General features: G+C 71.0%; 18 protein-coding genes. 9 read left to right on the forward strand and 9 right to left on the reverse strand.

Going from position 1 to position 22,197, the window contains the following annotated elements:
- Positions 1-28: 28 nt before the first annotated feature.
- Genes HF526_RS26940 through HF526_RS26955 form a run of 4 tightly spaced genes read left to right on the forward strand, consistent with a single transcriptional unit; the run spans position 29 to position 6,003 of the window.
- Positions 29-1,045 carry a glycoside hydrolase family 18 protein gene (locus HF526_RS26940; RefSeq protein ID WP_169384376.1) on the forward strand — a complete coding sequence of 339 codons (1,017 nt, stop codon included), beginning with the start codon at positions 29-31 and terminating at the stop codon, positions 1,043-1,045.
- Entirely contained in the window at positions 1,042-1,650 is a 609-nt protein-coding gene (locus HF526_RS26945; protein ID WP_169384377.1) for a flagellar biosynthesis protein FlhF, read from the forward strand. The genes HF526_RS26940 and HF526_RS26945 overlap by 4 nt, the downstream gene beginning before the upstream one ends.
- Positions 1,647-5,243 (forward strand): glycosyltransferase, encoded by a 3,597-nt coding sequence (locus HF526_RS26950; RefSeq protein ID WP_169384378.1) that lies wholly within the window; start codon positions 1,647-1,649, stop codon positions 5,241-5,243. The genes HF526_RS26945 and HF526_RS26950 overlap by 4 nt, the downstream gene beginning before the upstream one ends.
- Positions 5,244-5,289: 46 nt before the next feature.
- Complete coding sequence (locus tag HF526_RS26955; protein WP_169384379.1) at positions 5,290-6,003, forward strand: hypothetical protein; 714 nt, start codon at positions 5,290-5,292, stop codon at positions 6,001-6,003.
- Between the two features lie 25 nt (positions 6,004-6,028).
- On the opposite strand, the gene HF526_RS26960 is transcribed toward HF526_RS26955, so the two are convergent.
- Positions 6,029-6,274 (reverse strand): hypothetical protein, encoded by a 246-nt coding sequence (locus HF526_RS26960; protein ID WP_169384380.1) that lies wholly within the window; start codon positions 6,272-6,274, stop codon positions 6,029-6,031.
- A gap of 286 nt (positions 6,275-6,560) precedes the next feature.
- On the opposite strand from HF526_RS26960, the gene HF526_RS26965 reads away from it, so the two are divergent.
- Positions 6,561-6,725: a hypothetical protein gene (locus HF526_RS26965; protein ID WP_169384381.1), complete on the forward strand. Its 165-nt coding sequence runs from the start codon at positions 6,561-6,563 to the stop codon at positions 6,723-6,725.
- A gap of 51 nt (positions 6,726-6,776) precedes the next feature.
- On the opposite strand, the gene HF526_RS26970 is transcribed toward HF526_RS26965, so the two are convergent.
- The 5 genes from HF526_RS26970 to HF526_RS26990 form a co-directional block, all read right to left on the reverse strand.
- On the reverse strand, positions 6,777-7,040 hold the full coding sequence (locus HF526_RS26970) for a hypothetical protein (protein WP_169384382.1): 264 nt from the start codon (positions 7,038-7,040) through the stop codon (positions 6,777-6,779).
- 28 nt (positions 7,041-7,068) lie between these two features.
- Positions 7,069-8,037, reverse strand: coding sequence for an isocitrate lyase/phosphoenolpyruvate mutase family protein (locus HF526_RS26975; RefSeq protein ID WP_169384383.1), 969 nt, complete (start codon positions 8,035-8,037; stop codon positions 7,069-7,071).
- Between the two features lie 209 nt (positions 8,038-8,246).
- Complete coding sequence (locus HF526_RS26980; protein WP_169384384.1) at positions 8,247-9,287, reverse strand: ABC transporter substrate-binding protein; 1,041 nt, start codon at positions 9,285-9,287, stop codon at positions 8,247-8,249.
- A 40-nt stretch (positions 9,288-9,327) separates the two neighbouring features.
- A complete protein-coding gene (locus HF526_RS26985; protein WP_169384385.1) occupies positions 9,328-10,194 on the reverse strand; it encodes an ABC transporter permease in 867 nt (288 codons plus the stop codon).
- Complete coding sequence (locus tag HF526_RS26990) at positions 10,191-11,066, reverse strand: ABC transporter ATP-binding protein (RefSeq protein ID WP_169384386.1); 876 nt, start codon at positions 11,064-11,066, stop codon at positions 10,191-10,193. Before HF526_RS26990 ends, HF526_RS26985 begins: the two co-directional genes overlap by 4 nt.
- Positions 11,067-11,292: 226 nt before the next feature.
- Between HF526_RS26990 and HF526_RS26995 the strand changes: the two genes are divergently transcribed.
- Positions 11,293-12,903, forward strand: coding sequence for an ATP-binding protein (locus HF526_RS26995; RefSeq protein WP_169384387.1), 1,611 nt, complete (start codon positions 11,293-11,295; stop codon positions 12,901-12,903).
- Positions 12,900-13,589: a response regulator gene (locus HF526_RS27000; protein ID WP_169384388.1), complete on the forward strand. Its 690-nt coding sequence runs from the start codon at positions 12,900-12,902 to the stop codon at positions 13,587-13,589. The genes HF526_RS26995 and HF526_RS27000 overlap by 4 nt, the downstream gene beginning before the upstream one ends.
- Before the next feature lie 12 nt (positions 13,590-13,601).
- On the opposite strand, the gene HF526_RS27005 is transcribed toward HF526_RS27000, so the two are convergent.
- A complete protein-coding gene (locus HF526_RS27005; RefSeq protein WP_211177853.1) occupies positions 13,602-14,216 on the reverse strand; it encodes a G1 family glutamic endopeptidase in 615 nt (204 codons plus the stop codon).
- Positions 14,217-14,764: 548 nt separating this feature from the next.
- Complete coding sequence (locus tag HF526_RS27010) at positions 14,765-15,529, reverse strand: SDR family NAD(P)-dependent oxidoreductase (RefSeq protein WP_169384390.1); 765 nt, start codon at positions 15,527-15,529, stop codon at positions 14,765-14,767.
- A gap of 206 nt (positions 15,530-15,735) precedes the next feature.
- Here HF526_RS27010 and HF526_RS27015 point away from each other — a divergent pair, with 206 nt between their 5' ends.
- Positions 15,736-16,557 carry a formate/nitrite transporter family protein gene (locus tag HF526_RS27015; RefSeq protein WP_169384391.1) on the forward strand — a complete coding sequence of 274 codons (822 nt, stop codon included), beginning with the start codon at positions 15,736-15,738 and terminating at the stop codon, positions 16,555-16,557.
- 68 nt (positions 16,558-16,625) lie between these two features.
- On the opposite strand, the gene HF526_RS27020 is transcribed toward HF526_RS27015, so the two are convergent.
- The gene (locus HF526_RS27020; protein ID WP_169384392.1) at positions 16,626-16,928 is read right to left on the reverse strand and encodes a helix-turn-helix domain-containing protein; all 303 of its coding nucleotides are present in this window, start codon (positions 16,926-16,928) and stop codon (positions 16,626-16,628) included.
- 627 nt (positions 16,929-17,555) lie between these two features.
- Between HF526_RS27020 and HF526_RS27025 the strand changes: the two genes are divergently transcribed.
- Positions 17,556-21,578, forward strand: a complete 4,023-nt coding sequence (locus HF526_RS27025) for a Pls/PosA family non-ribosomal peptide synthetase (protein ID WP_169384393.1) — start codon at positions 17,556-17,558, stop codon at positions 21,576-21,578.
- The last annotated feature ends 619 nt before the right edge of the window (positions 21,579-22,197 follow it).

The following is a 22,197-nucleotide window of genomic DNA, read 5'->3' on the forward strand; positions in this document are numbered from 1 at the left end:
AAGGGGAACGGTTGTGAGGGGCTGGGGGATGTGCTCCGGACTGCCTGCGGGGGCGGTCCGCGCGGCCTCCGTCCTGGCCCTGGTCCTGGCGGTCGCGGTCACGGTCTCCGCGTGTGCGGCGCCGACGGGTTTCGACGCGGTCTCCACACCGGACACCGGTTCGACGGGCGGCGCCGTGGGCCGGTTCGCACCGTACGTGGATGTCACCGCCCCGCGGCCGAGGCTGGCCGACCTCGCTCGCGCCACGGGGGACACGACCTTCGTCCTGGCCTTCGTCCTGGCGGGCGACAACAGCTGCGATCCGCGCTGGGACGGTCAGACCCCGGTGGGCGACGCCGGCCTGGTGTCGGAGGTCTCGGCGCTGCGGGCGCAGGGCGGAGACGTCGTCGTCGCCACCGGGGGCGCCGACGGGCCGTACCTGGAGACCGCCTGCACCAGTGCAGATGCGCTGGCGCGGGCTTACGAGAAGGCCCTCGACGCGGTCGGCAGCCACCATCTCGACGTCGACATCGAGCACAGCGTGCCCGTCGACACGATGAACCGGGCGTTGCTCACGGTGCAGCGGGACCGCCAGGTCGACATCACCTACACCCTGCCCGTCGCGAACCAGACCACCGGGCTGAGCCCCGATGCGCTGAACGTGCTGCACAGCGCGGCAGCGCTCGGTGTCACCGCGACCGTCAACGCGATGGTCATGAACTTCCCGTACAGCGGGAGCTGGTCCGACGCCATGATCGCAGCAGCCGAGGCCACGGCCGGACAGATCAGGTCGGTGTGGCCGGACAAGACCCCGGACCAGGTCTACCGGGCTCTGGGGCTGACCGCGATGATCGGCCGCAACGACGTCGGAATGACCACGACCACAGCCGATGCGCGTGCTCTGCTCGGGTACGCGCGCTCCCATTCCATCGGCTATCTCGGATTCTGGGCCATCGCCCGGGACAACGGCACATGCCCGCAGGAGAAAGTCGCTGCGAACGACTGCAGCGGTGTGACTCAGTCCCCGTACGAGTTCAACGGCATCTTTCGAGGGGCCAGTTCATGACCATCGCCACCCCCGAGGCGAAGACCCAGAAGCTCCCCAAGGTGAACCGGCCCGGCGGCCTGCAAGGCGGTGGAAACGCCACCGGGGCATCGCTGCGGCCGGTTTTCGTGGACGATCGCGGCCGTCGTAAGCGGATGATCGTGCGTACCGGCTACCTCGCGGCCGCAGCCTGCGTCGCCTATCTCGTCGTGGTCGTGGTCAGCCTGACCGCGGGCCCGGCGAGTCCGCTCGCGCAACTGGCGAGCCCGCTCGTGCCGCAGCCTGCGGCGAGCCCGCCGGAGCCGGGCCTGAACGCCGCGCCGGCCGACCCGTCGACGACGGCCAAGCCGACCGAGCGCACCGTTCCTCGCGCTACGGCCGTCCCGTCGCGCAAGTCCGAGGTGGCACGGCCGGTGCGCACCGAGGTCCGGGCCCCGATGGTCGCCGCGCCGGCGCTCACCCAGGTTGCCGTGCCGACCACGGCTGCGCCGGCGCCGCCGCCGGTCCAGCAGCCCACGCCGGGACGGCGGACGCGGACGACTGCAGCGCCCCCGCCGGTCCAGCAGCCCGCCGGCGGCGCCACCGACACGGCTCCCGCGCAGCCGTCACAGGTGGCAACCCCGTGACCGACAGGCATCAGCGCGGCCGGCTGAAGCCGTCGTGGATCCTGTCCGTCGTCCTGCTCCTCGGGTTCGCGACCGTCCTCGTCGTGGACGGCCTCGGCACGGCGCACGTCGGGAACGACGCGGGTGTGCACCCGCCGGTGGGGACCGACAAGGTGCCCCCGTCGGTGATCAACGGCGGTCCGATCGTCGACGCGATCCACACGCCGGTGACGTCGACGAACATCCCGGGCAAGACCATCGCGCTCACCTTCGACGACGGCCCCGATCCGCAGTGGACTCCCCAGGTCCTCGCCGTGCTGAAGAAGTACGACGTCCCGGCCACGTTCTTCGTGGTCGGCTCCAACGTCACCCGCTACCCGGACCTGGTGAAGGCGATCCACACCGCGGGTTCGGAACTGGGTGTGCACACGTTCTCCCATCCCGACCTGGTGAACGTCGCGCGCTGGCGTCTCGACCGCGAGCTGGCCGAGACCCAGCTGGCCATCGCCGGCAGCGCCGGTGTGACGACCTACCTGATGCGCCCGCCGTACTCCTCGACGGCGAGCGCGATCGACGACCTCGGCTACGGCACGGTGCTGGCCGCGGGACAGGACGGCTACGTCGCCGTCTTCACCAGCACCGACAGCGAGGACTGGCAGCGCCCCGGGGTTCCCGCGATCGTGCACAACGCCACCCCGGTCAACGGTGAGGGCTCCGTCGTGCTGATGCACGACGCCGGCGGTGACCGATCGGAGACGGTCGCCGCGCTCGACCAGTTCATCCCGCTGATGCAGAAGCAGGGCTACCGGTTCACCACCGTGACCGGGGCCGTGGGCATGCCACCCGCCGGCGCGCCCGCCTCCTCACACGATCTGCTCATGGGCCGCGTGCTCCTCGGCACGCTCGACGTCGCCACCACGAGCGTCTCGGTCCTGATGTGGGTCCTGCTCGTCGTGGGCGTCCTCGTCGGGCTCCGGCTGCTGCTCATGGTGATCGTCGCGCGCCGCCACGCCCGGCGCCGCCGCAGTCCTGAGTGGAGCTGGGGGCCGCCGGTCGACTGGCCGGTGTCGGTGATCGTGCCGGCATACAACGAGCGGGAGAACATCGAGGCCACCGTCCGCTCGCTGCTCGCCAACGACTACCCGCTCGAGGTGGTCGTGGTCGACGACGGCTCGACCGACGGCACCGCCGATCTCGTCGAGGCGCTCGGGCTGGAGCGGGTCCGGGTCGTCCGGCAGCCCAACTCGGGAAAGTCGGCCGCCCTCAACAACGGCGTCCGTGCGGCCCGCCACGAGCTGATCATCATGATCGACGGCGACACGATCTTCGAGACGGAGACGGTGCGCCGGCTGGTGCAGCCCTTCGCCGATCCCGCGGTCGGCGCGGTCGCAGGCAACGTCAAGATCGCCAACCGGGACTCCCTGATCGGGCGCCTGCAGCACATCGAGTACGTGGTCGGGTTCAACATCGACCGCCGGGTCCAGGACGTCCTCGGCTCGATCGCGACGATTCCGGGTGCGGCCGGTGCGTTCCGCCGTCGCGCCCTGCTCGACGTCGGCGGCCTGAGCTCGGACACCCTGGCCGAGGACACCGACCTGACGATCGCGCTGGGTCGCGCCGGTTGGCGGGTGGTCTTCGAGGACCGCGCGGTCGCCTGGACCGAGGCGCCGGCCACCGTGACGCAGCTGTGGCGCCAGCGCTACCGCTGGAGCTACGGCACGATGCAGGCGATCTGGAAACACCGCCGGGCCGTCCGCGAAGAGGGGTCGGCGGGGCGGCTGGGCCGGCTCGGCCTGGGCCACATCGCCCTGTTCCACATCTTCCTGCCGCTGACCGCACCCCTGGTCGACGTGTTCTTCGTCTACGGGTTGTTGTTCCTCGACCCGGCCACCACGCTCCTGCTCTGGCTGTCGATGCTGGTGGTCCAGATGGCAGGGGCGCTCTACGCCTTCCATCTGGAGGGCGAGGCCAAGGGCGCACTCTGGGTCCTGCCGGTCCAGCAGATCATGTACCGGCAGCTGATGTACCTGGTGCTCATCCAGTCCGTCGTGAGTGCGGTGTCCGGGGCCCGGGTGCGCTGGCAGAACATCCACCGCATCGGCGTGCTGAACGACCTGCTGCCCAACCTGTCCCCGGGCCAGCAGGCGCCCGCACAGCGCCCAACGCCGCTGCCGCCGCCGGTGGCGCCCACAGCCGGTGCTCGGCCCCGGCCGGCCACGATGCTGACCGACCGTCCCGTGCCCCCGGTCCTGGCCACCGAACCGGAACCGGCGTCGCCGAAGCCCGCGCGCCCGCCGCGCCGCGAGCGCTGGCTCGACCTCCTTCGGGCGGCGGCGCTGGCCCGGGTCCTGGCCTATCACGTGTTCGGCGCGGGCTGGATGAGCATCGCCTTCCCGTCGATGGGCGTGATGTTCGCGCTCGCCGGTTCGCTGATGGTGCAGTCGATGCGCCGCACACCCGCGATCGACGTGATCGGGCACCGGCTGCGCCGCCTGTTGCCGCCACTGTGGCTGCTCGGCAGCATCCTCGTCCCACTGATGTTCTGGCACGGCTGGGCGGGCGAGACCGGGGACTACGCGCTGAACTGGCCGGAGCTGCTCTTCTGGGTGTTCCCCATCCTCGACCCGCAGGGCAGCTCGTGGGCCGCGGATGCCACCGTCGTGCTCTGGTACATCCGCGCCTACCTGTGGTTCGTGCTGCTCACGCCCCTGATGCTGCGTGCGTTCCGGCGGTGGCCGGTGCGGGCCATCCTGCTCCCGCTGGGCGTCGTGGCGCTGGACGCGGTCCTCGGCTCACCGCTGCGGACCTCGGGTGCGTGGGGCCCGGCTGTGATCGACTTCTTCACGTTCGCCTCGTGCTGGATGCTGGGCTTCGCCCACCGCGAAGGAATGTTGCGCCGCATCCGTCCCGTGGTGCTCGTCGGCCTGACCGCGCTCGCCCTGGCGCTCGGTGGCGCCTGGACGTTCACTCACCCGGCCGAGGGCGGAAGCTACGACCTGAACGACATCCCGCTCGGCCAGGCCCTCATCTCGGCGGGCGCGGTCCTGGTCTTCCTGAGGTTCTCGCCGCGGCTGGAGTGGCTCGACCGGATTCCGCTGCTCGACCGGCTGGTCACGGTCATCAACGCGCGGGCCATGACGATCTACCTGACGCACAACATCGCCATCTCCCTCGCTGTTCCCATCGACGACCACTTCCAGTGGACGTCGCAGTGGGGTGTGCTCGGAACGGCGGTGGTGCTCACGGCCGTGGCGGTCCTGGCCTTCGGCTGGGTCGAGGACCTCGCGGCACGGCGTCCGCTGCAGATCCTTCCCGGCGGGCGCCGGGCCACCGCGCGGAAGAAGCCGCAGCCGCCCCGGCGGCCGGGTCCGCCCTCGCCGGCCCCGGCGGAGCATCGTGCGGCCCGAACCGCGCACGAGGCGGCATCCACGGGTCAGCATGCGGTCCCGACAGGAGATCATGCGATCCCGTCGCAGCGCCGTCCGATGCCCAGGCCCATGCCGGCCGCCGCGCCTGCGCCGACCATCACCTGGCGTCCGCCGATTCCTGGCCACCCGCAGCCCACCGCGGGTCGCGACCCCCAGGTAGGCCTACCGCACCAACGCCGCGACTAGTGCGGGGCGGCACCCGGTTGTGCTCGGGACGAGAGAGGTGAGCGGCGTGAAGGGCACGTGGGCCGGGCGGACGGGGCGGTGGGCCGCTCTCGTGGCGGCCGTCGTCGCCGTCGTGGTGGGCTGTGCCCCGGCTGCGCCGCCGGCGCCCTCCAGCGGGCAGCCCGGGGCGCCGGCGTCTCCGACCGCCGCGACGTCCGCGGCTGCGCCGACCAGCCCGGACCGGCCAATGACCCCCGCTCCGCGGACCACTGCGTCGAAGTCTTCGACGACGCCGGGCGGCACCGGGTCGGCCGCGACGAGCCGGCCGTCCGCGCGCACCAGCGCGCCGGCCGGCAGGTCGTGGTCGACCTACATCACGTTCTACGGAGCCGGTGACAACGATCCGCCGGGAACCGCCATCGCCCATCCCAACGCGCGGCACTCCCACGCCGGGGGCACCGGCACCTTCTCCGATCCGGTGACCCTGGCGAGTGACCGGCGCGAGCTCCCGGTCGGGACGGTTCTCTACTACCCGTCCCTGCGAAAGTACTTCGTGATGGAGGACGACTGCGTCGCCTGCATCGGCGAGTGGGCTGCCGCCAAGCGCCCGCACCTCGATCTGTGGGCCGGCGACTTCAGCGGGGAGAGCTTTCTTGCCTGCCAGGAGGCGTTGACCCCGGCCGGCAAGGTCGCGGTCGAGGTGAACCCGCCCCCCGGGCGGGAGGTGGACACCCGATCCTTGTACGACGGTGCGGGCCGGTGCCTGAGCCCGGCCTCGTGATCCGACGCAGCGGCGTCGGGCCGGATCAGCGGCCCAGGACCATGGCCGCCAGGTCCTGTGCCTGGGTCCAGCCCTCGTGCTCGACCGAGTCGCACTGGGGGCCGAGGTAGGCCGGGCACGGACTGGTCAACGGCAGCGGAGTCGAGGGCGGTGCGGGCGCGGTCTCGGCGGTCGGTGCCGGGAGCGGCGCGTCAGCGGTGGGAGCGGACGCGCTGGCCGGGTGGAAGGCCAGGACGGCGGTGAGGACGGCGGGTGGTGTCAGGGGGAGCATGTCTTGCCCGTACCCACCGCCGGGCCGGGATATGTATCCGGAGGACAGGACTGTGGTCCGACGGCTCTGTACCCATCGGACGGCCGGCCCCGCAACCTCCACATCGGTCCGGGCCGGCGTGGACGCGTCGGACAATGTGGTGGATCGGCCGTTTTGCCTGCCTCGCCCTATTCGTCGGAGAGGAAGTGAACCCATCACCCGAATGGCCGGTGTGGCAGCGACCTACACCGGGAAGTCGATGTCGTCTGACCCGATCCGGGTCGCTGCATTCGAAGGTGGTGCCACTATGGGTTTGATCCTCGGTCTGTTGGTGCTCTGGGTCGTTTTGGCCGTGGTCGGATTCGCGGTCAAGTCGCTGTTCTGGTTGGCCATCGTCGCCCTCGTGCTTTTCGTGGCCACCGGCATCATCGGTGGAGTGCGTGGCCGTGGCCGCCGCGGAGCGCTGCGCTGACAGCACGGCTGACCGCACGAGGGCCCCGGGAGCCGGTTCCCGGGGCCCTCGTCACAGGGCGGCGCCCCCGCGCTCCGCTCGGCCGGCCGGCGATCGGGTCGGCGGCTGTCCGGACCGTCCGAACCGGTACGCCGACGCCTCGACCGGCGTGAGCGCCACCGCGACGATCACGGTGACAAGGCCGATGAGGATCAGATTGACGACCGAAACCCGGAGACTGTTCCACTGCAGCAACTCGCTGGCTGCCGTCAACGGGCCGTCCGCAACATTGATGGCAATGCCCATTTCGATGCCGCCGATCTGAGCAGTGAGCATGACCGTGTTCCACCGCCTCCGCGTCCGGCTATGTGTGCACGTCGGGCCTGTCGGTCCGAGCATTGCAGCCGTTGGCCGATGAGGACCCGGCCGGCGCGTTGATCCCGGTGCGGGCCGCCTCGCACCGGGATCGGACGAGAGCGGGTACGGGCCTGCCGTGATGCCTGCTGATGTTGGCCTCGAGCAGTGCCAGCGATTCGTGCACGCCGACGGAATCGGCGGGGAGACGGCCGTCGCATTCCTTGAGCTGTCGCAGGGCGTCGTCCATGGCCGCCTGCGCTGCGGCCAGGCACGGAGTGCTGTAGATGGCGACGTCGGCGCCCAGTTCCTGCAACTCCGGGAGTGAGAGCCGCGGGGACTTCCCGCCGGCGATCTGGTTGAACAGCAGGGGTTTGTCCCCGATCACGGCGCGGATCTTGTGCAGCCAGTCCACGCTGCGAACGCCGTCGACGAGCACGACGTCGGCATCGGTCTCGGCCAGCGCCGCGGCGCGGCGCAGCATCTCGGACTCCTCGGTGGCATCGGTGCGCGCCACGACGACGAGATCCCTGCGGGTCTGCAGGACCAGGTCCAGCTTGTCGAGGTAGTCCTGCAGCGGCAGCACCCGTTTGCCGTCGACATGTCCGCAGCGTCGCGGCCGCTGCTGGTCCTCGAGGATCACGCCCGATGCCCCGAGCGCCTCGAGATGCTCCACCACGTGACAGGCGACCTCGGCGTCGACGTAGCCGTCGTCGATATCGACGAGGAGGTGCTTGGTGGGGAACGCCAACCGGAGCCGCTGCACGAAGCCGACGATGTCGGGCCAGGCAATGAATCCGATGTCGGGCAGCCCGTAGTAGGACGCCGCGAATCCGAGCCCGGATACGAAGAAGCCGTCGTAATGTCGGGCGGCGACCGAGGCGGAGAACATGTCGAACACCCCGATGAGCGGGGTGATCTCGGGCCGGCGGATGTCGGCGCGCAGCGTTGCCCCGTAGCTTCTGGATGCGTAACCCACAGATCACCTTCCGGTCGGTGTCGGTCGCACCGTCATGTCAGTGGCGGTGCAACACCGAGCATCCGGAGCACGGATTAGCCGTCGGCAAGGCCAGGACCAGAGAGATTGAAGATCAGCATTGTTCACCCGGACGGGACCGTCCCGGGGACGGCCGGTACGGCCCGCCCGCCGCGGCTCCGGCGGGCGGGCCGTACCGGCCAGTGGCTGGATCACTGGTTCTGGGCGGCCTGGGCGAACTCGTTGGTGTAGGTCTTGGCCAGGTTGATGGACTTGCCGGCGACATCGCTGTTGGCCTGCAGGACAGCCAGGCACGTGGCGGGCCCGTCGGCCGGCATCAGGCCGGTCGGGTTGTAGATGCCCTTCTCGCTGTCGAGCGCAGCGATGTACGCGGCCTTGCCGACGCCGGTGTAGTAGTCCGGCGGCATCTGGGCGGTGATGTCGGCCGCGCTGTGGGTCTGGATCCACTTCAGCGTCTTCACGTAGGCGCCGACCAGCTTCTGGACCTTGTCCTTGTTGCTGTTGACGTAGTCGGTACGCATGTAGAGCGAGGTCGCCGGGTAGGCCCCGCCGAGTGCCTGGCGGGCGCCGTCGGCCGTGCGCATGTCGTCGATGATGTAGGCCTTGCCGCTGTTGATCAGGTTCGACACGGTCGGCTCGGTCGTCATGCCGCAGTCGATGGACTTGTGGTCCATGGCCGCGATGAACGTCGGGCCGGCCTGCACGCCGATGCGGTGGATGTCGGTCGCCGAGACGCCGTTCTTCTGCGCGAGGTACTGGGTGAGGAAGTCGGTGGAGGAGCCGAGGTCGGTGACGCCGAGGCTGCGGCCCTTCCAGTCGGCCGGAGACGTGACGGTGCCCTTGAGGTCGGCGCGGCAGAGCTCCACCTCGCCGGGCACCTGCAGCATCGAGACCACCGCCTCGGTGCTCTGGCCCTTGGCCTGCAGGTCGATGTTGTGGTCGTAGAACCCGCCGACCGCGTCGACCTGCCCGGCCAGCATCGCCGTTTCCGCGTTCACCCCCGCGGGCTCGTCGGACAGCGTCACGTCGAGGCCGGCGTCCTTGTAGTAGCCGAGCTTCTCGGCGAGCATGAACGGCAGGTAGATCTGCTTGTCCAGGCCGCCGACCATGATCGACATCTTGGTGGAGCCGGCGGTCGCACTCGGGCCGGAACTCGATCCGCCTGCGCCGCAGGCGCTCACGACGAGCGCCACGGCGACGGCCGAGGCGACGGCGGCAAGGGGTTTCTTCACAGCGGTGTCCTCTCTGACAACGGGTGGATGACGGGCGGGGTCACAGATCGGGTCCGCTCAGCGCAGGCGGCCGCCAGCGCAGGACCTTCTTCTCCACCGCGGTGATGAGGCCCTCGGCGATGAGCGCGACGACCGCGACGATCACCATGGCGGCGAGGACACCGTTGGCGTTGAAGGTGCCCTGAGCGGTGCGGATGAGCAGGCCGAGGCCCTGCTGCGCACCGAGGAACTCGCCCACGATGGCACCGATGAGCGCGAAGCCGAAGCTGACGTGCAGGCTCGCGATGATCCAGGTGAAGGCCGAGGGGAGCACGACGTCGCGGGTCACCCGCCAGCGCGAGGCGCCGAGGATCCGCGCGTTCGCCATGAGGTTGCGGTCGACCTCGCGGGTGCCCTGGAAGGCGTTGAAGAAGACCGCGAAGAACACCAGCACGACGGCGAGCAGCACCTTGGAGCCCAGGCCCAGTCCGAACGCGACGATGAAGATCGACCCGAGCACGATGCGCGGGATGGAGTTCATGATCTTGATGTAGGGCCCGAGCACATCGGACAGGAACCGGATCCGGCCGAGCGCGACACCGAAGACGACGCCGAAGACGACGCCGATCACCCAGCCGAGGACCGTCTCCTCCATCGTCACGCCGATCTGCGCCCACAGCGAGCCCTGCGCGGTCCCGCTCTGCACCCACGTGACGATCTGGTCGACGACCTGGCTGGGCTGGCCGTAGAAGAACGGGTCGACGATCTGCAGCCGGGCGAACAGCTCCCAGCCGCCGATCGCCACCACCAGCACGACCAGCCGTCCGGTCCACACCGCCGCGCCGTAGCGGCTGCGACGGCGCTCCGGCCCGGCGGTCGGGCTCGACGTCTCCGGGCGGGGCGGGGCGGCCTGCAGGTTCTCGCTCATGAGTCACCTCGCGACGGCACCGAGGCCGCGGTCGTCCGGGAGTAGGCGATGTCGACCTCGTCGCGCAGCGAGTGCCAGATCTGCTGATAGAGATCGACGAAGTCGCGGTCGAAGCGGATCTCCTGCACGGTGCGCGGCCGCGGCAGGTGCACGGGGAACACGTCCTTCACCGTCGCCGGTCCGGCGGTCAGCACCACGACCTTGTCCGCCAGCGCGATCGCTTCCTCGAGGTCGTGGGTCACGAAGACGACGGCGGGTTTGGTCAGGTCCCACAGGGACAGCAGCTCGTCGGACATGATCGCCCGGGTCTGCACGTCGAGAGCGCTGAAGGGCTCGTCCATGAGCAGGATGCGGGGCTCGTTGATCAGACTCTGGGCGAGCGCCACCCGCTTGCGCATGCCGCCGGAGAGCTGGTGGGGGTACCGGTCCTCGAATCCGGCGAGACCGACCCTGCGCAACCAGTCGCGGGCCTCCGCCCGGGCCTGCTTGAGGGGCCGGGACCGGAACCGGGGCCCCGCGAGGACGTTGTCGAGCACCGTCTTCCACGGGAAGACGGCGTCGTTCTGGAAGACGAACCCGACGTCGTCGCCGATGCCGTGCACCGGGTCGCCGTGGACGAGCACCTCACCGGTGGTCGGGCTCTCCAGCCCGGCCACCAGGGTGAGCGTGGTCGACTTGCCGCACCCCGTCGGCCCGACGACGGCGCAGAACTCCCCGGCGCCGACCGTCAGGTCCAGGTCGCGCAACGCCTGATACCGACCACCGCCGGGAGTGTCGAAGATCTTCGAGGCACGGCGCAGCTCGATCGCCGGTGTCGCGGGCGACGCGTCGTCGGCGCTCCCGTCCGGGGCGGCTGCGAATTGCGCTGACATCGACATGGGCTGCCTCTCTCCACCGCATCGGCCCGACGCTTCCGCAGCGGCGGGTGGCGGCGATCGCATCGGGGGGTGGAACGCATCGTGATGCGGCGGCGGGCGCCGGTGGAGCTTGTGCTGTTTCTTCGCGGTTGCGCGGATTGATTGCGTTCTGCTCATATCGCGCACGGGCGCGCCACTCGGATGGGGTGGCAACAGCGCACCTGATGTGCAGACTGTGACGGTGCCAGGACCACGGTGGTCGCGAGGAGGTCGAACGCTGTCCGCCCGCCTGTTGGTCGGGCACATCGGCGTCCTGCTGCTCGCCGGCCTGATCGGGTTCTTCCTCTGGGCCCGCGCCGCACGCGGGGAACTCGACGACCAGTACGAGCAGCGCGCACTGGCCATCGCCGAGGCCGCGGCGTCCAGCCCGCAGATCCGGTCGGCGCTGGCCACCGGGCAGCCGGCCGCGGTCCAGTCGCTCGCCCAGGACATCGCCCGCAGCACCGGTGCGTCGTACGTCGTCGTGATGGACCGCAACGGTGTGCGGTACTCGCACCCGACTCCGGAACTGATCGGCCGGCCGGTGGAGGAGCCGGTCGTCGCGCTGGACGGCCGGCAGCACATGGGCATCGACCTCGGCAGCCTCGGTCGGTCGGCCAACGGCAAGGCCCCGGTGTTCGGCCCGGGTGGCTCGGTGATCGGGGAGGTCTCGGCGGGCGTGGTCGAGACGGAGATCGCCTCGAAGGCCGGCGACGAGCTGACCAGCCTGGCGATCTATCTGGCGGTGGCGATCGCGGTGGGCGTCGGTGCCGCGACCCTGCTCACCCGTCAGCTCAAGCGGCAGACCTTCGGCCTGGAGCTCGACGAGATCGCCGCGCTGCTGCAGGAACGCGAGGCGACCCTGCACGGCATCCGGGAGGGGGTCGTGGCGATCGACCCCCGAGGGCGGTTCAGCCTGGTCAACGACCAGGCACACCACCTGCTCGGCACGACACCGGGGGACCTCGGGCGCGCGGTCGCCGACGTGCTGCCCGACGGTGACCTGCGTGAGCTGCTGACCGGCGGCGGCGAGGCGACCGATCAGCTGGTGCTGCGCGACGGGCGGTTCCTCGTGGCCAGCCGGATGCGGGTGACGCACGGGGGCCGCGACCTCGGTTCGGTGGTGACGTTGCGGGACCGCACCGAGCTCGAGGGCGCCCTGCGCGAGCTCGACGAGGTCCGCAGCCTGACCGACGCGCTGCGCGCGCAGCAACACGAGTTCTCCAACCGGATGCACGTCATGTCCGGGCTGCTGGAGATGCGCCGCTACCACGAGGCGATCGGCTACGCCACCGAGATCGAGGGCGCGACGTCGGGTCTGGCGGCCGAGCTGGAGTCGACCATCGAGAATCCGCGGGTGGTGGCTCTGCTGGTCGCCAAGATGACGGTGGCCCGGGAACGTGGCGTCGCGATGGCCGTCGACACCGCCTCCCGGGTCGTCCTCGACGACGTCGCCGCCGACGCGGTCGTGTCGATCCTCGGCAACCTGATCGACAACGCGATCGACGCCGTCACCGGCTCGGTCACCTCGAAGGAGGTCCCCGCGGTGTCGGTGCGGCTGGCGCAGGGCAGCCGCGAGCTCGTCATCGACGTCGTGGACACCGGCCCCGGGATCCCGGCCGGCATGGGCGGGTCGATCTTCACGGGCGGCTGGTCGACCAAGACCGCGGCCGAGGGCCGGGCCCGCGGCATCGGGCTCGCCCTGGTCCGCCAACTGGTGGACCAGCTCGGCGGCGCCGTCGAGGTGCGCGAGGGCAAGGGCGCGCGGTTCCGGGTGAGCATCCCGTGCGTGCCGGCCGGAGCCCGGCCATGAGAACGCGCGACATCGACGTACTGGTCGTCGACGACGACTTCCGGGTGGCCGCGCTGCACGCCGACTTCGTCGGCCGGGTGCCCGGCTTCGCCGTCGTCGCGAGCGCCCACACGGCCCGCGCCGCGCTCGAGGTCGTCCGGACCGGCAGGCCCGATCTCGTGCTGCTCGACCTGTACCTGCCGGACGAGGACGGGCTCACCCTGCTCTCCCGGCTGCGCGAGGGCGCGGGACCGCACCCGGACGTCATCGCTGTCACCGCCGCGCGGGACATGCCGAGCGTGCGCGCGGCGATGCAGCGTGGCGTCGTCCAGTACCTGGTCAAGCCGTTCCCGTTCCGGGCGCTCGCCGACCGGCTGGAGGCCTATCGCACCCTCTGGATGCGTAGCACGGCGGACGGGGAGGTCGAGCAGGGCGAGGTCGACCGGCTCTTCGGCCTGATGCGCAGCGGCGAATCGACGAGCAGCCTGCCCAAGGGCTGCTCCGAGGCGACGATGGCGCTCGTGCGCGCGGCGTTCGACAGTCCCGGGGCCGATCTGTCGGCGAGCGAGATCGCCGAGCGTGTCGGGATCAGCCGGGCAACCGCACAGCGGTACCTCGCGCATCTGGCCGGGGAGGGAAAGCTGGTCATGCACCTGCGCTACGGCTCGGCCGGCCGGCCCGAGCACCGGTTCCGCAGATCCGGCTGAACCCCGACATCCCTACGTCTGGTCGGCTGCTCCACGCCGGTAGCTGACCGAGAACGTGCCCCCGGACAGCGGGCCCGTGTGGTCGTCGAATCCGCCGCTGGCGTTGCTGGCGTCGAGGGCGACGGGACGGTAGCGGCTCAGCTGCCTACCGTTCACCGTGGCGCCGGTGAACGTGACCGTGCCGAAGTTCGGGTAGGTGCCGGTGGGCGACTCCAGGATGAACTCGGCGGAGGTGCTGCTCCCGGCATAGGACTTGGTGACGGTCCTGGTCCAGTTCCTGGTCCGATCCGTGACGGTCATCGTGTAGCGGGTGCCGGCGCGGATGACCTCGGCTTTGATCGCGTCGCCGGGGCCGACCGCGGCGTCGTCGTAGACCGGGGAAGCCGGAATCAGTTCGTACCATGCCCGGTACACCGGCGAACCGGACGAGCAGCTGATCTCCACGCCGGTCTGCGCGAGCGTGGTGGTGCCGTAGCCACCGATACCGACCCATGGCGCGAAGGTGTCGTTGGTGGCGTTGCAGGTGACGGTGGGTTCGATCCAACTCGCGGACACCGATTCGGCCACGAGTCCGGTTGCCACGTAACCGGACCAGTTCCCGCCGTTCTGGTTGAAGGGGTGGCCCACCTGCGCATTCGTGTCAGCGGCGCTGTGCAAGGTGGCGAAGGAACCGTGTGCGGAAGCCGCGGCCTGCGCGCCGATGGGAGCAGCGGCGGGGCCCACCAACAGGGCCGCGGCTCCGAGCATCGCTGCAACGCATGCTGTGAGGCGGCCGGCGACACGCGGGGTCGTGTGAATCATCATCATCCCCTCGGACGGCATCAACCAGCGCCGACCGCACTGCAGCGTTCTGCTGCTCCGGGCCCGGCGTTGCTCGGCGACGCGCTGCCACGTGATCGCGGAGTGGCCGGAGACGGGCTCGGGTGATCCGTTGCCGTGCCCGTCCCACGGGCGGTGCTGGTCGGCGTAGGCGGTGACTCATCCTGGATGTCGGCTTAGCAGCGAGGCGTCGTCGGCACGCCCGTCAGCGTCGACCGTCCCCGGCGGCTACGTCAATGAGTCTCCGGACCTGTGGAAAGAGGTCGGATGCCGTAAGTCAGCGCAGCCGGGACCGGGTAAGCGCCGAGTCCTCATCAGGCGCTGCCCCGGCTCCGGGGATCAGCTCCACGTGGGCCTCAGCTCGGGTACAGACCGCCGTCCAAGGTGATGACCTTGTTGGTCAGGTACCCGTTGCGCAGCATCGCCAGTGACATGTCGGCGACCTCCTCCACGGTCCCGAGGCGCCCGACCGGGATCGGCAGCGGCAGCGGATCGTCCGGCCCGGCGGGCAGCATCCGGGTCCCGCGGATCAGCGCCGGGGCGATCGCGTTGACCGTCACGCCGGTATCGGCGACCCGGGAGGCGAGGAAGTGGGTCAGCCCGTGCAGGGCGGCCTTGCTGGATGCGTAGTGCGGGCCGATCACGCCGCCGTTGAAGGCGGCGATCGAGGAGAACAGCAGGATCCGGCCGAACCGGCGCTCGATCATCCCGGGCAGGGCCAGCTTCGCCAGGAAGAACGGCGCCCGGGTGTTCACGGCCATGGTGTGGTCCCACAGCTGTTCGTCGACGTCCTCCCAGGGCGTCTTCGTCCCCGTGCCGGCGGCGGCGACCACCACGTCGAGGCCGCCCAACCGCTCGGTCGCCGCCTCGATGACGCGGGCCGGGCTCGCCGGGTCGGCGAAGTCGGCCTGCATGACCTCGGCGCGGCGACCCAGCTCGCGCGCCTTGCCGGCGAGCTGTTCGGCCTCGGTGGCGTGACCGCTGTAGGTGAGGAACAGATCGACGCCGCTCTCGGCGAGCCGGCGTCCGAGTTCCTGTCCGATGCCGCCGGAGGCGCCGGTGACCAGGGCGCGGCGGCCCTGCAGAACGTCGTCGACGGGGTCGATCGAAGTGCCTGCCATGTCGTTCCTCCCTCGCTCACCACCTCTGTTCCCCGACTCTGCCGGGCCAACCACGGCCGGCGCGCCCGCGGCGGCTCGACGACCCCGCCTTCTCGAGTGGCGGACCGATCGGAACGGCTGCATCATCCGGCCGTCGGCAACCGCACAGCGCACGCCTCCACCGCTCCGAGTGGCGCGGCCTGACGGTGGACGGCGACGGGGGCAGCGTGGCGCAACAGGACCGCACTCGGCTCGGCGAGACCGACGGGCAACTCGAGGACGAGCTCGAGCGCGCCTTCGACCGAACCCTCGACGAAGGGGAGCAGCGGCTGCACCGCCCCTGGCGCGAGGTACTGGTCACCGGGTTCTTCGGCGGGACGGAAGTGGCCGTCGGCGTGCTGGCCTACCTTGCCGTGCGGGAGGCGACCGGCAGCCCACTGCTGGGCGGGCTGGCCTTCTCCATCGGCTTCCTGGCGCTGCTGCTGGGGCGCAGCGAGTTGTTCACCGAGGGTTTCCTCATCCCCATCACCACGGTGGCGGCCAAGCGGGCGAGCTGGGGCCAGCTGGCCAAGCTGTGGGGCGGCACGCTGCTGGCGAACCTCGTCGGCGGTTGGGTGATCATGTGGCTGGTCATGACCGGTTTCCCCGGTCTGCACGCGCGGACGATCTCCTCGGCCGAACACTTCGCCGAGGCACCGCTGAACGCCCGGGCGTTCTGCCTCGCGCTGCTGGCCGGAGCCGTCATCACCCTGATGACGCGCATGCAGCACGGCACCGATTCGATGAGCGCGAAGATGGTCGCCGCGGTCGCCGGCGCCTTCCTGCTCGCCGGCCTCGAGATGTTCCATTCGATCCTGGACTCGCTGATCATCTTCGGGGCGCTGCACATCGGCGGCACGCCCTTCGGCTACCTCGACTGGGCGCGCTGGTTCGGCTTCACCCTGGTGGGCAATGTCGTCGGCGGTCTCCTCCTGGTGACGATGCTGCGCCTGGTGCGCGGCAAGGACCGTCTCCGGGAGGAACGCGCGAAGGCCGAGCGCGAGACGTAGCAGAGTTGACGGCTCCCGACGCCGTCACCGCGCGACCATCATTCGGCAGGTCACGGTGATCGGGTCCGTCAGAACGGTGCCGTTCCGGCTCGGACGCAACGATTCCGGAGCAGTGTGCCGACGATCTGCTGTATTCGCAGCAGTCGACGGCTCATCGTCCCGGGTTTGATCCCGAGGGCTGCCGCCGCGGCGGCGTGGTCCCCGGAATGATCCACATAGGCGAGTAGCGTCTCAGCCAAGTGAGTGCCGAAGAGCAGGTCATGGGCCTGGAGCCGGCCGAGGCCCTCTCCGCTCCAGTTCCTGCCGTCGCCGAGGCCGAGTTCGTGACCGGGGTGGTATTCGTCGTCCCCGTGCCGGTGCTGGCGGTCCATGACACCCTCCTCGACTCGTGTGAATTCACCGCGGTGCGCAGCGGCGACGCGCCTGGTCCGGGCGGATCTCGACGGGCTGCGGCGCCCCTGTCCGCGGTTCCGTCGTCGGGCCCTGGCGCGAACGTGAGATCAACCGACGGCGAATGCCGCTCTCGCCATCGGCGTGCCCGGCTTCGGACGTGGTGGCGGTGCCGGACGGCCGTTTCCGGTGCACATGGACGGCTTCCCTCCTCGCAGGTATTCGGGACCCGGGCGGTTCGCTCGATGTAGTAGGCCATCCGGCCCTGTCACCCGGCCTCGGCCTCTGTGACCAAATCGGTTGCCCGGCTTTACCCCGCCAGGGCAACCGCCGGCCCGGGACGGGGAGTCCGGGTCAGGTCCGGACCCCGGTCCTGGAAGCCTGTCGGCTGGGGTATTTATTTCCTCGGGGAAAGTCTCTGCTTTACTTCCACGGCCGACCGGAGCATGACGAATTCAGTGATCGGACCTCTGGCGTGAGCTCTTCGGGGCATTGCGTAATCTGTTCGGCCCTGAACGGATCTTCCTCCGACTCCTGTCCGAATCGTCCTCCCTGGGAGCACTGTGCCACTTCGTCCCGGAATTGTTGGAGCGGACAATGGGCATGGAATGGCGGGTCCAGGACATTCCGTCCCGAGTCACGAAAACCCCGTCGTGATCGGTCCTGACGCCGCGGTCTTCCCGGCCGTGCCGCCACTGCAGGCGCGCAGCTTGCTCGACGTTCTGGACGCCACGACATGGGCCTGTCCGGGCGCCGCGGCGCTTGATGACGGGCGCGTCGTGCTTGACTACCTGGGCCTGCGCAACGAAGTGCGGCTGCTCGGCCGACGACTGCGGGACGCCGGCATCGGTGTCGGAGACCGGGTCGGCATCCGGGTGCCCTCCGGGACAGCGGATCTCTACCTGTGCATCCTCGCGGTGCTCTCCGCCGGGGCGGCATATGTACCTGTCGACGTCGACGACCCGGACGAGCGCGCCGAGCTCGTGTGGTCCGAAGCGGGCGTCTGTGCGGTGTTCGGAGCGGGCCGCTCCCTCACACTGCGCCCCGGTCGCCGGCCCCAGGGCCGGTTCCGTCCGACCACACCGGACGACGACGCATGGATCATCTTCACCTCGGGCTCGACCGGTACCCCCAAGGGCGTCGCGGTCACCCACCGCTCCGCCGCGGCGTTCGTCGATGCGGAGGCGCGGCTGTTCCTGCGCGGCCGTCCCCTCGGCCCGGGTGATCGGGTGCTGGCCGGGCTGTCGGTCGCGTTCGATGCCTCCTGCGAGGAGATGTGGCTGGCCTGGCGGCACGGTGCCTGCCTGGTTCCCGCCCCCCGGGCGGTGGTCAAGGCCGGACCCGAGCTGGGCGACTGGCTCGTCCAGCGGGGCATCACGGTGGTCTCGACGGTGCCCACGCTGGTCGCGCTCTGGCCGACCAGCGCACTGGACCGGGTCCGGCTGCTGATCCTCGGCGGCGAGGCCTGCCCGAACGAACTGGCCACCCGCTTGGCCGACGGCCGCCGTGAGGTGTGGAACACCTACGGGCCCACCGAGGCCACGGTGGTGACGACCGCCGCGTTGATGACCGGCCGCGACGAGGTCCGGATCGGCCTGCCGCTCGCCGGCTGGACCGCAACGGTGGTCGACACCCGCGGCGACCCGGTTCGCTGGGGCGAGACCGGGGAGCTCGTGATCGGCGGCGTCGGTCTCGGCCGCTACCTGGACCCGGCCAAGGATGCGGAGAAGTACGCCCCGCTGCCGTCGCTGGGCTGGGCGCGTGCCTACCGCAGCGGCGACCTCGTGCGCGCCGACCCGCGGGGCCTGGTCTTCGCCGGGCGGGCCGACGAACAGGTGAAGCTCTCGGGCCGTCGCATCGAGCTGGGGGAGGTCGACGCGGCCCTGCAGGCGCTACCCGGCGTCGCTGCCGGGGCGGCCGCGGTGCGCACCACGCCGGCCGGCACCCAGCTGCTGGTCGGCTACGTGGTGCCCGCCGGACCGGCGTTCGACCAGCGCCGGGCGGAGGCGCTGCTGCGGGAGCGGCTGCCGGCGGCGATCGTGCCCCGGCTGGCCGTCGTCGACGCGCTACCCACCAAGACCTCGGGAAAGGTCGATCGGGCGGCGTTGCCCTGGCCACTGCCGTCGACCGGTGATGACGCAGGCGCGGCTGGGCTGACGGGGACCGCGGGCTGGCTGGCGCGGCAATGGAGCGAGCTGCTCGGCGTCCCGGTCCGCGGCCCCGACTCCGACTTCTTCGCCGACGGCGGGTCGAGCCTGGCCGCGGCGAAGCTGGTGTCGGTGCTGCGCGGCCGGTTCCCCGGCACCTCGGTCGCCGACGTCTACCGGCGCCCGACGCTCGCGGCGCTCGCCGCACGGCTGGACGAACTGGGCGAAGGCGGAGCCGGCCGACGGCAGGTCCGGCCCGTGCCCAGATCGACCGCGCTGGTCCAATCGATCATCCTGCTCGTCCTGTTCACGATCACCGGATTGCGCTGGATCACCGGGCTCGCGCTGGTGAGCAACCTGATCGGCCTGGTGAGGCCCGCGCCCTGGGCGCCGTACACCTCCTGGTGGTTCGTCGGCATCGCCGGAGCCCTCCTGCTCACACCACCCGGGCGGTTGGTGATCACCGTCGCCGGGGTGCGCGCGCTGTGCCGCGGGCTCCGGGCGGGCAGCCATCCCCGCGGCGGGGGCACGCACCTACGGCTGTGGACCGCCGAGCGCGTGGCCGCCGTCTTCGGCATGGCCTCGCTCACCGGGACGCCGTGGGCCGCCCGGTATGCCCGGGCACTGGGCTGTCGGGTCGGCCGGAACGTCGCGCTGCACGCCCTTCCGCCGGTCACCGGGCTCGCGGTGTTCGGCGACGGCGCGACCGTCGAGTCGGAGGCCGATGTCGCGGGCTGGTGGCTCGACGGCGACCTGCTGCACCTCGGTGAGATCAGCATCGGGCCGGACGCACGTGTCGGCACCCGCAGCACGCTGCTGCCAGGTGTGACGGTCGGGGCGGGCGCTGAAATCGGTCCCGGCTCGGGTGTCGGCCTGGACGTTCCCGCCGGGGAGCGCTGGGTCGGCTCGCCGGCCCGACACGTGGGCCACGCGGGCGCCTCCTGGCCACCCCCACGTCCCGAGCGTTCCCGGCGATGGGACGCCGCCTACGCCGTCTCGCTGTTCGGCCTCGGGTTGCTCCCGGTGCTGGCCGCTGCACCCGCCGGCCTGCTCACCTACCTGCTGGCGCGCAACGTCACGACACTGGCCCGAGGCGCCCTGGTCCTGCTGGTCAGCGCCCCGCTGAGCGCGCTGCTGTCCTTCGTGAGTTACGCGCTGCTGGTGGCGGTGATCGTGCGGCTGGCCGGGCTCGCGGTGACCGAGGGCGACCATCCGGCCGACGGCCGGGTCGGCTGGTGCGTGTGGCTGATCGAGCGGCTCGTCGGCGGTGCGCGGAGCACGCTGTTCCCGCTGTACGCGAGCCTGCTCACGCCCTCCTGGCTGCGGCTGCTCGGCGCCCGGGTCGGCCGGCGGGTCGAGGCGTCCACCGCCATTGGATTGCCGGGCCTGATGACCGTCGGGGACGGCGGTTTCCTCGCCGACGACAGCATGCTGGCGCACCACGAGCTGCGCGGCGGCTGGCTACGAGTCGGGCGGTCGGAGGTGGGCACCCGGGCGTTCATCGGCAACTCCGGCATCGTCGGCCCCGGTCGTGCCGTCCCGGACGGGTCACTGGTCGGGGTGCTCTCGGAGATCCCGGCGGGCGCGGCAGCCGGGTCGTCGTGGCTGGGCCGGCCCGCCATCGAGCTGCCGAGGACCGCCGACGCCGTCGACCTCGCCCGCACCTACGCCCCGCCTCGCCGGCTGGTCGTGGCACGGGCCGCGGTCGAGATGCTGCGGCTGGTGCCCGTCACCCTGACCCTGCTGCTCGCCGAGTCGGTGGTGGGGGCCTTCGACGAGGCCGACGCCGTCATGGGGACGGCGGCGACCGTGGGGATCAGCGGCGTGCTGCTGATCGCCGCCGGGGTGCTGGCATGTCTGGTGACCAGCGTCGCGAAATGGCTCCTGCTGGGTCGAATCCGGGTGAGCGAGCATCCGCTGTGGAGCTCCTTCGTGTGGCGCAACGAGCTCGTCGACAGCTTCGTCGAGGAGCTCGCGGTCCCATGGCTGGCCGGCGCGTCGCTCGGGACCCCGCTGCTCCCCGCCTGGCTGCGGACGATGGGGACCCGTGTCGGCCGGGGGGTGTGGCTCGAGACCTACTGGCTCCCGGAGTACGACCTGATCTCGTTCGGGGACGGCGTGACCGTCAACCGCGGGTGCGTCGTGCAGACCCACCTGTTCCACGACCGCCTGATGCGGCTGGATCGCGTCCATCTGGCCGACGGGGCCACTCTCGGCCCGCACAGCATCACGCTGCCCGGCTCAGAGGTCGGGGCGATGACGACCATCGGTCCCTCGTCGTTGGTGATGCGCGGCGAGAGCGTGCCCGCCGGCACCCGATGGCTGGGCAACCCGATAGCGGCGTGGTCGACGACCGCGACACGATCGGGCGGAAGACGATCCCCGGCCGGCCCGCAGCAGGGAGCCGCGAGGTGCCGCGCGCGCACGACCGGGCACGAGGCACCTCGCCCGGCCTCGTCGTACGCCCCCGCTCCGCGGCTCTGAACCGTGGCCGTGGACACACCTCGGCGCGCAGACGCGGACGCCGGGGCGCGTGCGGCCACGGACCGCCGGGTCGTCCACGCGTCCTGCTCCGCGCCGCGAACGCGCAGGTAGAGGTGCCGGGACAAGTGGTCACCGGCCGGCGCGGTGCCGCCGAATCCGGGATCGGCGCAGCGAAGAAGCACTGCGACCGCGACCGCTCATTCCGGTCCGACCGGCCCCGAATGGGCGCCGAAACCCTCGAAAACCGCCACTCGCGGCCCCGCTACGGGGCTCCACGGCCGCATCTGCGGCCCGTTATGGGGTCGTTCTAGCAGGTCAGCGCATGTGCAGGGGGGCCGATTTGACTCGCCTTCGAGGCGTCGCGTAACTTTCTCCTCGTCAGCGAGACGCCGGACAGAACGGGCCCTGGGGCCCGGTCAACAGGCCCGCTGACCACCCCCCGCAGTACCCCCCGGGAACCGGCAGGTTTCAGTGGGTGTACAGTGGGAAAAGAACGGAAACACAGCCCCGGCTCGGTCCGCGAGGATCGTCATGGTGTGCGGGTGTCTTTTGAGAACTCAACAGTGTGTCGAGCTTGTTTATGAATTGGTTTTTGTGCCAGTTTGTTGTGCGCGTGCTG

Origin of the sequence: Pseudonocardia acidicola, from assembly GCF_012911935.1 — a bacterium.
Lineage (GTDB): Bacteria > Actinomycetota > Actinomycetes > Mycobacteriales > Pseudonocardiaceae > Pseudonocardia > Pseudonocardia acidicola.

Excerpts from the sequence above, each read along its gene's own strand:
- HF526_RS26960 (WP_169384380.1), bottom strand. The coding sequence starts at position 6,274 with ATGCTCCCCCTGACACCACCCGCCGTCCTCACCGCCGTCCTGGCCTTC.
- HF526_RS27020 (WP_169384392.1), bottom strand. The coding sequence starts at position 16,928 with ATGGACCGCCAGCACCGGCACGGGGACGACGAATACCACCCCGGTCAC.
- HF526_RS27010 (WP_169384390.1), bottom strand. The coding sequence starts at position 15,529 with ATGGCAGGCACTTCGATCGACCCCGTCGACGACGTTCTGCAGGGCCGC.
- HF526_RS26970 (WP_169384382.1), bottom strand. The coding sequence starts at position 7,040 with ATGCTCACTGCTCAGATCGGCGGCATCGAAATGGGCATTGCCATCAAT.
- HF526_RS26990 (WP_169384386.1), bottom strand. The coding sequence starts at position 11,066 with ATGTCAGCGCAATTCGCAGCCGCCCCGGACGGGAGCGCCGACGACGCG.
- HF526_RS26940 (WP_169384376.1), top strand. The coding sequence starts at position 29 with ATGTGCTCCGGACTGCCTGCGGGGGCGGTCCGCGCGGCCTCCGTCCTG.
- HF526_RS27000 (WP_169384388.1), top strand. The coding sequence starts at position 12,900 with ATGAGAACGCGCGACATCGACGTACTGGTCGTCGACGACGACTTCCGG.
- HF526_RS26985 (WP_169384385.1), bottom strand. The coding sequence starts at position 10,194 with ATGAGCGAGAACCTGCAGGCCGCCCCGCCCCGCCCGGAGACGTCGAGC.
- HF526_RS27025 (WP_169384393.1), top strand. The coding sequence starts at position 17,556 with ATGGCGGGTCCAGGACATTCCGTCCCGAGTCACGAAAACCCCGTCGTG.
- HF526_RS26965 (WP_169384381.1), top strand. The coding sequence starts at position 6,561 with ATGGGTTTGATCCTCGGTCTGTTGGTGCTCTGGGTCGTTTTGGCCGTG.
- HF526_RS26945 (WP_169384377.1), top strand. The coding sequence starts at position 1,042 with ATGACCATCGCCACCCCCGAGGCGAAGACCCAGAAGCTCCCCAAGGTG.